Source organism: Legionella sp. W05-934-2, from assembly GCF_964199965.1.
Taxonomy (GTDB): Bacteria; Pseudomonadota; Gammaproteobacteria; order Legionellales; family Legionellaceae; genus JAFIFT01.
In genome coordinates this window covers 207,791-220,273 of record NZ_CAXMZT010000005.1, presented here as the reverse complement: position 1 = coordinate 220,273, position 12,483 = coordinate 207,791, and the positions used below count along the sequence as shown (strand labels likewise).

Genomic DNA, 12,483 nt, shown 5'->3' with positions numbered 1-12,483 from the left:
CCTTGTTATTTCAAAATGATCACGGGTTTCGGTGAACAGATTAACCCATCGATGCAATGACAAAGGTTTCCTTACTCCCATGGATATGCGATACTTCTGCTTATTTTATCCTTATTTTCGTGAATGAAATACACTGATTTAAGAGACTTTATTAAGCAATTAGAGCAACGTGGGCTACTTAAACAGGTAGACTACCCCGTTTCCCCCCATTTGGAAATGACTGTTGTCTGTGACCGATTGCTGCAGCAAAATGGGCCTGCCGTTTTATTTACGCAACCCAAAGGGCATTCAATGCCTGTCTTGGGTAATTTATTTGGCACAGTTGAACGAGTGGCTTTAGGAATGGGAGCCGAAAATATACAAGCGCTCAGAGACATCGGACATTTGCTGGCAGCTTTAAAAGAACCGGAACCTCCCAAAAGCTTTAAAGATGCCTTTGAAAAACTGCCTTTGCTAAAACAAGCTTTTAACATGGCACCAAAGATTGTCAGTAAAGCACCTTGTCAAAGCCGTGTTTACAGTGGTGATGAGGTGGATTTAACCCAATTACCTATTCAAACGTGTTGGCCAAAAGATGCTGGCAAATTGATTACCTGGGGGCTAGTAACCACACAAGGGCCACAAGGTGGGCGGCAAAATATCGGCATTTATCGCCAGCAATTAATCAGCAAAAACCAGCTTATTATGCGGTGGTTATCCCACCGAGGCGGCGCTCTCGATTATCAAGCCTGGCAAAAAGAATTCCCGGGTGAACGTTTCCCTCTTTCTGTGACGCTTGGTGCCGATCCAGCAACGATATTAGGTGCTGTCACTCCGGTTCCGGACACCTTATCCGAATATGCTTTTGCTGGATTGTTAAGGGGGCAACGGACTCATCTTATCGATTGTCAAACCAATGCATTGCAGGTGCCTGCCAGTGCTGAAATCATTCTGGAAGGCTATCTTGAGCCCGGAAAAGAAGCACCAGAAGGCCCTTTTGGTGACCACACTGGCTATTATAACGAAGTTCAGTCCTTTCCCATTTTTACCGTCGACAAAATGTATATGCGAGAGGATGCAATTTACCATAGCACTTATACGGGCAGACCACCGGATGAACCAGCCGTTCTAGGTCTTGCCTTGAATGAGGTATTTATTCCGTTGTTGCAAAAACAATTCCCTGAAATTGTTGATTTTTACTTACCTCCTGAAGGATGCTCTTATCGATTGGCCGTTGTCACCATTAAAAAGCAATACCCAGGACACGCCAAACGCGTCATGATGGCCGTGTGGTCCTTCCTACGTCAATTTATGTATACTAAATTTGTGATCGTCTGTGATGACGATGTTAACGCACGTGATTGGAAGGAAGTCATCTGGGCTATCACCACCCGCATGGATCCAGCTCGAGATACTGTCTTGGTTGAAAACACGCCCATTGATTATCTTGATTTTGCCTCACCTAAATCCGGCTTAGGCTCAAAAATGGGCATGGATGCAACGAATAAATGGCCCGGTGAAGTGGATCGTGATTGGGGAGAAGCTATTACGATGGATAAGGATATTATTCAGCTAGTTGATGCATACTGGCCGCATTTAGGGCTCGACGAAAAATGACCAAACAATGCCAAGCAAAGCTGATTCAAATTAGCCCACTGACTAACTCAATCATCCAAATAAAGCTCAATCCAGATATCTTCATTGACTATCAGTCAGGTCAGTACTTAAATATCTTACTTCAAGAAGAGGCATTAAGCTTTTCAATTGCCAATGCCCCCTTGGGGGGGCACTATTATGAACTCCATATTCGTCATAGTGGTGGCGACCCTTATCATCAACCGTTATTTGCTCATTTAAAACAACATGGGAGCTGTTTAATTTCGTTGCCATTTGGTGAGTGCTATTTGGGTAATTTAGACCCCCAAAAACCAATAGTCTTCATCGCCGGAGGCACTGGCTTTGCCCCAATTAAGGCCATGATAGAAGAAATGCTAGCGCATGATGACTCAAGGCAAATGATGTTATTTTGGGGGGCTCGGGAGGCCTGCGATATCTATCAGCAACAACTGGTCTGTCAATGGCAAAATCACGTGAAACAATTTAAAGTAAAAACGTTGCTGGATAATAAGAAAGAAAATTTGTTAGTTAAGGAAGTTTTGAAAACTAATAAAGACTTTCTCAGTCAAGCTCAATTTGTCATATCAGGGCCATTTCCTTTGGTGTACTCGATTCGCGATCAGCTAGTCCACCATGGCCTGTCAGCTAATAACATGCACTCAGATGCTTTTGCCTTTGAATGCTAAGAGGACACTATCATGCAAACATTAACGCAAATTTTATTAATCATTCTAGGTATCGTCATTGTCGTCATTTTATACCGCTCTATCCGCAGTCAACCCGACAAATTCAGCAAAGAGAATTTAAACAAAAGTGCTTACACTATGGCGCTTCTTGCTTTAGGTTTAATAGGCTTTGTTGCTTTCTTAGTAATCATGTTACGTTCAAGTGGTTAACCCGTTAGAGATTTTTGTGAAATGGGTTACTCGATGGCTAGAAAGCTGGAATAGGATTTGCCAGGTGGTAGAAAAAATGACTGTTGTGGACTATACATTAAAAAGAGGCCTGCGACCAGATAACTAACAAGGCAGGGATGTTGCACACAAGCAGCAGGCCTTAAGAATTATGGTACAACAGTGTTTGCTAATGTCAAAGCCTAAAACGGCTTTTTGTGAATAAATCCCATTTTAAAGGATTTAAAATGCGCACCAACGCCTATTTATTGTTCTTATTGATCTTTATGCAATCATTTGCTTTGCATGCAAATAAAGTGACTCGGTTAACGGTCGATGGAGGCATAGGCCCCGCAACGGCTGATTATATCAGTCGGGGCATAAAAGAAGGCCAAGATTCTGAAGCCATATTAATTGTCATTAACACACCCGGTGGTTTAGATAAATCGATGCGACTTATTATCCAGTCCATCTTAACCTCTGACGTTCCCGTTATCACTTATGTGGCTCCCAATGGCGCTCGTGCAGCCAGTGCTGGCACATATATCGTCTATGCCTCGACAGTTGCAGCGATGGCCCCCAGCACCCATCTTGGTGCAGCAACACCGGTATCATTGACTGGCGGTGGTTTATTACCTAGCAACAATAAAAAAGACGATAAAAAAAACAAAGCTGAATCGGCCATGGCAAGCAAAGTTACCAATGATGCAGTTGCCTACATACGCTCTCTTGCTCAATTGCGTAAAAGGGATGCAAATTTTGCTGAAAAGGCGATCACCGAAGCGGCTACCTTAACCGCTCGAGAAGCATTAGAGAACGGCGTTATTAACCTTATTGCCAATGATGTTGACGAACTCATGGCGAAAATTGATGGTCAACAGGTTGAACAAGACGGTCGTCAAATCGTTTTAAAAACTAAATCGGCAAAAATCGTTGATTTCGAGCCTGATTGGCGAATGAAAATGCTATTAATTATCACCGACCCAACCGTTGCCTATTTGTTATTATTACTTGGCATTTATGGGATCTTTTTTGAGTTATTCAATCCGGGGGCAATCATTCCAGGTGTCGTTGGTGGTGTGGCAATGCTTATTGCGTTATACGCTTTGCAACTATTACCCATCAGCTATGCAGGACTTGGCCTTATATTTCTAGGAATAGCATTTATTATCGCTGAAATTTTCACCCCAAGCTTTGGAATTCTTGGTCTTGGTGGCACTGTGGCATTTATCTTTGGGTCAATTTTGTTGATGGATACTGACTTGGATGCCTACCAAATTGCATTACCGGCTATTCTCGGCATGGCTGCTGCAAATTTAGCTATTTTTGTGGTATTTCTCGGTATGATGCTGCGATCAAGGGAGCAGGAAAAATTTAATAGCACCGAACGATTGATCAATCAATCAGCTGTTGCTCTCGAAGACTTTGATTCAATTGGCCAAATCAAAGTCGGTGGTGAAATTTGGCAAGCAAAAACGAAAAACCCGGTGAAGATTAATCAGACTCTAATCATTGTTGGGGTGGATGGACTAACGGTTGAGGTCAAACCTATCAAATCATAAAGGAGTGAAATATGGGCGTCTTTTTTACATTTTTTATGGCAGTGATTGCTGTTTTAATCATTTCAGCCTTCCGGGTTTTTCGTGAGTATGAACGGGGTGTTGTATTCATGTTAGGACGATATTGGAAAACAAAAGGGCCAGGATTAGTGATCATCATTCCGATAATCCAACAAGTGGTTAGAGTGGACATGAGAACCATCGTCATGGACGTACCAAGCCAAGATGTTATCTCGCGTGATAATGTGTCTGTTCGAGTTAATGCAGTCCTGTATTTTAGGGTAGTAAACCCCTCCTATGCTGTCATTCAGGTGGAAAATTATTTTGAAGCAACCAGTCAGTTAGCCCAAACGACTTTACGCTCTGTGCTAGGTCAGCATGAGCTCGATGAAATGCTAGCTGAACGTGAAAAGTTAAATAGCGATATTCAGAAAATACTTGATGAACAAACTGATGGTTGGGGCATAAAAGTTTCAAACGTCGAAATTAAACATGTGGATATCGATGAAAGCATGATTCGTGCTATTGCCAAACAAGCTGAGGCTGAAAGGGAACGAAGAGCCAAGATTATCTATGCGGAAGGCGAAATGCAAGCGGCTGAAAAACTAAGAGAAGCAGCAGAAATTCTGGCAAAAGAACCCACGTCAATGCAATTGAAATATCTGCAAACCCTTTCTCTGGTTGCCGGAGATAAATCCTCGACCATCATTTTCCCTATGCCAATTGAAATAGTCGACCTGTTAAACCGCTTTAAGAAAGAATAACGCTTGTCATTCTATGGGGTCTTTGCCCCATAGAATTCTTTTTGCGTGCCTACACCGAAAAACCATGTTCCGTCATCCACTTATCGGATATGAATTTAGACATATAATTGCGAACAGAGTCCGGTAAAATGACCAAGCAGTTTTGACCAGCTGGCAAGTCTTTCGCAGCTTCTAAAGCTGCCATCATGGCCGCACCACTGGAACCACCAATCAATAAGCCTTCTTCACGGATAAGTCGACGTGCCAATGCAAATGATTCTTCATCCGTGGTTTTGATATACCGATCGATCAATTGATTGTCTAAAACATCTGGAAAAAAATCATACCCGATGCCTTCTACCTGATAAGACGCCACTGTATCCCCTCCGCCCAGAATAGAGCCAACCGGATCGGCGCCAATAATCTGAATTTCGGGATTATATTCTTTTAAGCGTTTAGCCACCCCAGTGATGGTTCCACCAGTCCCTACCCCCATGACGACCATATGCAAATCCTTGCCAAAATCAGCAATGATCTCTTCAGCCGTACCAAAGTAATGCGCATTTGGGTTATTTTCGTTGCCATATTGGTCAAGTATATGGGAGTTTTCAATTTCTTTATGAAGCCGTTTAGCAAGTGAAATATGACTCTCTGGGCTATCCCATGCTGCCTCAGTGGGTGTACGATAAATAATTGCCCCTAGTCGCTCTAAAACAACTTGCTTTTCCTGGCTCATTTTTTCAGGCATGGTAATTATCACGCGATAGCCTAGCACCGCACCTGCTAAAGCCAAACCAATCCCAGTATTTCCCGAGGTGGGCTCAATCAAAGTGTCGCCCGGTTTAATCTGCCCTGACTCCTGGGCACGAATTACCATTTCATAGCCAATGCGATCTTTAACGGATCCGCCAGGGTTAAAAAATTCACATTTCGCATACAAATTACAAGACAACGCTTTGCCCACGCGATTAATGCGGACGACTGGGGTTTTGCCAATGGTTTGTAAAATATTGTCATAAATCATCGTATACATCCAAATAATAACCTAGTTGATGATTATACCCGTGATCATTCAAAATGCGAGAATTAATGAATAATTCCAATTTATCCCGCTGATGAGCAAAAGAACTGAGTCGACTAAAAACCAGCATTTTGAAATATCTTGGGTGTCGTTGAGAATTTTACAATTTTAAAATCTCAGTCTAAGCTTAAGAAAAGAATAGAAAAAAACAAGGAAGCGCGATGAAAACAATAAAAGTACTTTCTCTCTCAGCTGCTATCACTTTACCAATCCTATTAACGGGTTGTGAAAGTTTATTCAGGGAAGATGAATCACCCCGCCGTTATTATAATTCGTCTGAATCGTATTATCATGCGTACGATAACGAAAGTAGTGGTGCGAGTGGCTCTCGAAGCTACGGTGGTGGTGGAAGTAGCAGTGGGCCATCTAAACCGCGAAGCGATAGACCGTCTACTTCTTCGACAGCCGACTCGATTGAATCCGCTGAGGTTCCCATTGAACCACCTTCACTTGAATAAGGTATCACGATGGGAAACGTTGCTGATTATATAATTGAATCATTGGAAAAAGCAGGCGTTAGCCGAATTTATGGCATTGTTGGCGACTCCCTAAATGCTTTTTCCAGTGCATTGCAAAAGAGAAAATCCATTGAGTGGGTGCATACAAGGCATGAGGAGGTTGCAGCCTTCGCAGCCGGTGCTGAAGCTCAATTAACGGAAAAGCTTAGCGTTTGTGCTGGCAGCTGCGGTCCTGGAAATATGCATTTGATCAACGGGCTATATGACTGCCACCGTTCGCATGCCCCCGTCTTAGCTATAGCAGCAGATATCCCTTCCTCTGAAATTGGTAGTGGTTATTTTCAGGAAACTAATCCGAAAGCATTGTTTGCTGATTGCACTGTATTTTGCGAAAGATTGGTTTCAGTCTCTCAATTACCCCATCTTCTACACAATGCCATGCAAGCCGCGATTGGTGAGAAAGGCGTGGCTGTTCTTATTATATCGGGCGACATGGCAATGACTAAGATGCCAAACACCAAAGCAGAACCATTTCTCTGGCCCCTACATCGCCAACTCACCCCTGACATTCATGGACTACAAACCATTGCAGAAAAACTAAATGCTTCGCCAAAAGTTGCCATTTTTGCGGGTCATGGTGCTCGTCATGCCAACCGAGAACTTGTTTCGTTGGCTCATAAATTACAGGCACCGATTATCCATACATTAAGAGGGAAACCCTATGTTGAGCCAAACAATCCTTTTGACGTTGGCATGACCGGTCTAATCGGATTCTCGTCTGGCTACCATGCCATGGAAACATGCGACACCTTGCTTTTACTTGGGACAAGTTTTCCCTATCGTCAATTTTATCCAGAAAAAGCCCACATTATTCAAATCGATCACCGCGGTGGCCAATTGGGGAAACGTTGCCGGGTTGATTACAGTGTCGTCGGAGACGTCCGTGATTCCATCGATGCATTACTCCCATTGGTACAACAACGGCAAGATGTCCTCTTTTTACAGAAATGCACATCCCATTATCAAAAGTCACGCAAGGACTTGGATTTGTTAGCTACCTTTGACAAATCAAATATCATTCACCCACAATATCTCACTCATCTCATCGATCGATATGCTGATGAAGACGCTTTATTTACTTGTGATGTCGGGACACCGACCGTCTGGGCTGCCCGTTATTTATCCATGAATGGCAAACGTAATTTATTTGGTTCCTTTAATCATGGTTCAATGGCCAACGCCATGGCTCAAGCAATCGGATTGCAAAAAGCAGCCCCCAATCGCCAAGTCATCGCCTTGTGCGGTGATGGGGGATTTTCGATGCTAATGGGGGATATTTTAACCTTGCATCAATATCAGCTTCCCATTAAACTCATCGTCTTTAACAATAGCACCTTAGGCTTTGTTGAGATGGAAATGCGAGTTAGCGGTATGCTCGAATATGGTACCAGTTTAACGAACCCTAATTTCGCGGAAGTGGCTAAAGCCGTAGGCATAAAGAGCATCCATGTTGACGAAGCAAATCAATTAGAATCTGCGATTCAACACGCCTTGTCAACAGAAGGGCCTTTTCTAGTTGATGTGAAAGTTAACCGCAACGAACTGGTAATGCCTCCTACTGTCACAGCAGAAGAAGTAAAAGGCTTTGGTTTATTTATGTTGCGCGCCATTATTAATGGCAAAGGGACTGAAGTAGTTGATATCATCAAACAAAATTTAATGCGTTAGGAAGTGTCATGGATCAAAAAAAACAAAAAGCGGCTGAGCATGCGTTATCATTGATAAAAGATGATATGGTTGTGGGTGTTGGAACCGGTTCAACTGTCAATTATTTTATCGACGCTTTAGCATCAATAAAACACCGTATCGATTCCTGTGTGGCTAGTTCTGTGGCAACAGAAGAGCGGCTACGTCAACATGGAATCAATGTCATCGATTTAAATGTTGCCACCAGTGTTCCTATTTATATTGATGGAGCTGATGAAGTCAATTCATTTCGGGAGCTAGTCAAAGGGGGTGGTGGTGCACTAACCCGAGAAAAAATTATTGCCACCGTAGCAAAAGAGTTTGTTGTCGTTGTCGATGATAGTAAAGTGGTCAAGCGCTTAGGTGAGTTCCCTGTCGCGGTGGAAGTTATCCCGATGGCTAGAAGTTATGTCGCCCGTCAAATTGTCAAACTGGGGGGTAACCCAGAGTATCGCGAAGGCTTTGTCACAGACAATGGTAATATCATCCTTGATGTTTTCAATCTGACCATTACCAACCCCATGGAAATGGAACGTAATATAAAAGCCATCACCGGTGTTGTTGATAATGGACTATTTGCGCAGCGGGTTGCCGACAAAGTCATTGTTGCAAGCGACAATGGCATTTCTGAAGTCACTGCTTAAGTATCATGATTTTTCGTTATCCCAGACAATTTTTATCATAAGCTCGCAACGACGGTGCTGTTATAAAATGCCCCCTACAATGGCTATTTATCCTGTTTGAGTTTTCCATAATATTGCAAGGCGGTCTTCCTTGCTTGCTGATGATCAACGATCGGAATCGGGTAGTCTCTCCCTAATTGTATGGGTAGTTCCGATTCAGGTGCAAGCCAAGGTTTATGCAGCCATTTGTTTGGCACATTAGTCAATGCTGGAATAAATCGTCGAACGTAATGACCTTCTGGATCAAACTTTTCGCCCTGCAATATGGGATTAAAAATCCGAAAATAAGGCGCTGCATCAGCGCCACAACCTGCTGTCCATTGCCAACTGGCATAATTGTTCGCTTGATCAGCATCTAATAATGTATCATCAAACCAAGTGGCACCTTGTCGCCAATCAATTAGTAAATCTTTGGTCAAAAAAGATGCCACAATCATACGCACTCGATTGTGCATATAGCCTGTTTGCCACAACTCCTTCATGCCAGCATCAATGATGGGATACCCCGTTTTACCCTGCTGCCAACACCGCAAGGCTTCTTGATTATCCTGCCAAGGAAACGCATCAAATTCTCTTCGAAAATTATCCGTATTTAACGCTGGAAAGTGATACAACAAATGATAAGAAAATTCACGCCAACCCAATTCAGCTAGAAAATGCTCAACAGATTGGTGGTTTATAGCAGGATCATTTTTTAAATCTTGCGTTGCACGCCAAATTTGCGCGGGGCTTATCTCCCCAAAATGCAAGTGAGGCGATAATCGGGAAGTTGCCATTAGGCTCGGGCAGTCCCTTGCATGTTGGTAATCATTGAGATGTGTTTCTAAAAAAGTGATTAATTTTTGCCAAGCACCATCAGACCCTGGCTGCCAATATCGAGCAAAATCCTTTGCCCAATTGGGTTTGGTTGGGCATAAATGCCAGTTTTCTAATTGCTCACTGTCACATTTTATTGGCTTAGGCCAAGATTTAACCGAAAGGTCTTTTGAAACATCCATTTGCCGCAAACATTGTTTCCAAAAAGGGGTATACACTTTAAAGAAATCACCGGCTTGATTTTTGACTGTCCACGGTTCATTCAGTAACGATCCATTAAAACTGAAGACATCGATGCCCTTATTCTGTAGATTAACCTTGATTTTAGTATCACGCGCTTGATGGGCCGGCTCATATAATCGATTCCAGTAAATCGCTTGGATTTGATTTTCCTGAGCTAACTGGCACAAAATATCTTCTGCATTTCCTAACCTAAGCGTTAAAACAAGCCCATGACTTTGCAACTGCTGTTGCAGAGCTATAATCGAGTGATGTAGCCACCATTGTTGTGCTCCGCCAATTGGGACAGTTTGGATATCTTCAAGGATATATAGGCACATCACTTGTTCATGCTCGTCACAGGCTTTGGCTAAAGCAGGGTTATCTTGTAAGCGCAGATCTTGCCGAAACCAAACAATCGCTCTAGACATGATTCCTCCCGATGGTACGTTTATAATTCACAAAGAGCCCTGTCAGCTAGGATGGTTCCAGCCCCAAGTTACTTCAAAAACTCATTTTGAAGTAACTTGGGGATATATTCAATAAGGATAGGAAAGAGCTGGAGCCCGAACTACTTCAATGCTAACATAGCATAGAGAGTAACCTGTTATCTTGGGGAAATAGCGTTAGCCCTCAACCTAAGCAATTGAGATAAAATATGCCGATAACTATGCCACTACCAAAACTAGACAACCTTGATACCAAGGAATTTGTCAACCAGCTTTCTTTATTGCTGCAATCTAACCTCGATCAGATTAATGACATTATTCGTGAGCATCATCATTATACTTGGGATAACCTGATGCAACCGCTTGAATGGATGGAGAATAATGTCGAAAAACATTGGGCGCCCATCGCCCAGCTCAATGCGGTTGTTAATAGCGACGACTTACGCGTCTGCTACCAAAAAAGCCTAGCAAAGCTAACAGCCTATGAAGCAACTGTCGGTCAAAACGAGGATCTCTACAACGCCATATGCTCGATTGATATCGGAAAATTAAGTCATACACAAAAAAAAATTATTCATGACAGCTTAAGAAGCTTTAAGTTATCGGGCGTCGCCCTGGACTCAGCAAATAAAAAACGGTTCGAAGAAATTCAAACACGTCTCAGTGAATTGTCAAATCAATTTGAAAATAATGTGTTGGATGCCACGCAAGACTATTATTATCATGTTGAACGTAAAGACGAATTGAAAGGTATGCCTGCTCATGCAATTGAGGCCGCCCAACAACTTGCTTCTTCTAGGGGCGAAACAGGTTATATGCTTAGCTTAGAATTTCCTTGCTTCTATGCCGTCATAACCTATGCAGAAGATCGTATATTGCGTGAAAACATTTATCACGCCTATATGACACGTGCCTCTGACATAGGTCCTTCAGCAGGAAAATTTGATAACGGTCCGATTATTTATGAAATTATGGCACTTCGCCAAGAGTTAGCAAAATTGCTTGGTTTTGAAACTTATGCTGACTATTCCTTAGCCGACAAAATGGCTAAAAATAGACAGGAAGTCATGGATTTTTTAACTGACCTGAATTCCCGTGCCTATCACCAAGCGCGTGTCGAGTTTAAGCAACTAGAATCGTTTGCCCAACAAAATTTGGGATTCGAACACATCAACCCTTGGGATATCGCTTACATATCAGAAAAAAAACGACAACATCGCTATCATCTTTCACAAGAAGATTTACGTCCTTATTTTCCATTGTCAAAAGTTTTAGAGGGCATGTTTGAAATCATTAAACGATTGTATGGCATTCAAATCAACAAAATGGAGCCGCCTTCAGTTTGGCATAACGATGTGAATTGTTATCAAATGGTTGATGATAAGGGGAATTTAAGAGGCATTGTTTACATGGATTTGTTTGCTCGGTCAAACAAACGAGGTGGCGCCTGGATGGCAACGTTACAAAGCCGTTGTTTGTTACCCGATGGGTCCATTCAATATCCTATTGCCACCGTTAATTGCAATTTTGCAAAAACAGACAAAAAGGAATCCTGCTTATCACATGATGAAGTGTTAACACTTTTTCATGAATTTGGTCATTGTTTACATCATGTACTTACAAAAGTGGATTACTACAGTGCTTCTGGTATTAATGGGGTTGAATGGGATGCGGTGGAACTACCGAGCCAGTTTTTCGAGAATTGGTGCTGGCAACAAAGCGCTCTTGATCTGATTAGCAAGCATGTGACAAAAGGTGAAACATTGCCGGTAACTATGTTTGACCAGCTCTGGGCGACGAAAAATTTTCAATCAGCAATGGCTATGGTAAGACAACTCGAATTTTCTTTATTTGATTTTCGTCTTCATAGTGAATTTGATCCAAAGAATGGTCCTGGCCAAATTGAAGGGATTCTCAGCGATGTGCGTGAATCGACTTCCGTTGTTCCCATTGCCGATTATAACCGCTTTGTGAATAGCTTCAGCCATATATTTGGTGGTGGATATTCTGCAGGGTATTATAGCTACAAGTGGGCAGAAGTTTTATCCAGTGATGCATTTTCCCGATTTGAAGAAGATGGCATATTTAATTCCCACAGTGGTCGTGATTTTCTCCATTTTATATTGGAGACTGGTAGCAGCCAGACTGCAAAGGAAGCTTACTTATCCTTTAGAGGAAGAATGGCTACGGTGGATGCGCTTCTTAAGCATAGTGGCATCCGCTGATGGCTACATCTTCGT

At 42.5% G+C, this 12,483-nt stretch carries 11 protein-coding genes; 9 read left to right on the top strand and 2 right to left on the bottom strand.

Annotation, left to right across the window (positions count from 1 at the left end):
* The first annotated feature begins 123 nt into the window (after positions 1-123).
* The 5 genes from ubiD (at position 124) to AB3348_RS07785 (ending at position 4,812) form a co-directional block, all read left to right on the top strand.
* Positions 124-1,596 carry a 4-hydroxy-3-polyprenylbenzoate decarboxylase gene (ubiD, locus tag AB3348_RS07805; protein ID WP_367607024.1) on the top strand — a complete coding sequence of 491 codons (1,473 nt, stop codon included), beginning with the start codon at positions 124-126 and terminating at the stop codon, positions 1,594-1,596.
* Positions 1,593-2,282, top strand: coding sequence for an NAD(P)H-flavin reductase (locus AB3348_RS07800; RefSeq protein WP_367607023.1), 690 nt, complete (start codon positions 1,593-1,595; stop codon positions 2,280-2,282). The genes ubiD and AB3348_RS07800 overlap by 4 nt, the downstream gene beginning before the upstream one ends.
* Positions 2,283-2,294: 12 nt before the next feature.
* A complete protein-coding gene (locus tag AB3348_RS07795) occupies positions 2,295-2,492 on the top strand; it encodes a hypothetical protein (RefSeq protein ID WP_367607022.1) in 198 nt (65 codons plus the stop codon).
* A 215-nt stretch (positions 2,493-2,707) separates the two neighbouring features.
* Entirely contained in the window at positions 2,708-4,051 is a 1,344-nt protein-coding gene (locus tag AB3348_RS07790) for a nodulation protein NfeD (protein WP_367607021.1), read from the top strand.
* An 11-nt stretch (positions 4,052-4,062) separates the two neighbouring features.
* Positions 4,063-4,812, top strand: a complete 750-nt coding sequence (locus tag AB3348_RS07785; protein ID WP_367607020.1) for a slipin family protein — start codon at positions 4,063-4,065, stop codon at positions 4,810-4,812.
* 49 nt (positions 4,813-4,861) lie between these two features.
* Here the strand turns inward: AB3348_RS07785 and AB3348_RS07780 are convergent, their stop codons facing one another.
* Positions 4,862-5,815: a pyridoxal-phosphate dependent enzyme gene (locus tag AB3348_RS07780; RefSeq protein WP_367607019.1), complete on the bottom strand. Its 954-nt coding sequence runs from the start codon at positions 5,813-5,815 to the stop codon at positions 4,862-4,864.
* 218 nt (positions 5,816-6,033) lie between these two features.
* Between AB3348_RS07780 and AB3348_RS07775 the strand changes: the two genes are divergently transcribed.
* Genes AB3348_RS07775 through rpiA form a run of 3 tightly spaced genes read left to right on the top strand, consistent with a single transcriptional unit; the run spans position 6,034 to position 8,720 of the window.
* Positions 6,034-6,330, top strand: coding sequence for a hypothetical protein (locus AB3348_RS07775; protein ID WP_367607018.1), 297 nt, complete (start codon positions 6,034-6,036; stop codon positions 6,328-6,330).
* 9 nt (positions 6,331-6,339) lie between these two features.
* A complete protein-coding gene (gene poxB, locus AB3348_RS07770) occupies positions 6,340-8,058 on the top strand; it encodes a ubiquinone-dependent pyruvate dehydrogenase (protein WP_367607017.1) in 1,719 nt (572 codons plus the stop codon).
* An 8-nt stretch (positions 8,059-8,066) separates the two neighbouring features.
* A complete protein-coding gene (rpiA, locus tag AB3348_RS07765) occupies positions 8,067-8,720 on the top strand; it encodes a ribose-5-phosphate isomerase RpiA (RefSeq protein ID WP_367607016.1) in 654 nt (217 codons plus the stop codon).
* A gap of 83 nt (positions 8,721-8,803) precedes the next feature.
* Here rpiA and AB3348_RS07760 read toward each other — a convergent pair whose 3' ends face one another.
* Positions 8,804-10,225 carry a deoxyribodipyrimidine photo-lyase gene (locus AB3348_RS07760; protein WP_367607015.1) on the bottom strand — a complete coding sequence of 474 codons (1,422 nt, stop codon included), beginning with the start codon at positions 10,223-10,225 and terminating at the stop codon, positions 8,804-8,806.
* A 239-nt stretch (positions 10,226-10,464) separates the two neighbouring features.
* Here AB3348_RS07760 and AB3348_RS07755 point away from each other — a divergent pair, with 239 nt between their 5' ends.
* Positions 10,465-12,468, top strand: a complete 2,004-nt coding sequence (locus AB3348_RS07755; protein WP_367607014.1) for a M3 family metallopeptidase — start codon at positions 10,465-10,467, stop codon at positions 12,466-12,468.
* Positions 12,469-12,483 lie beyond the last annotated feature (15 nt).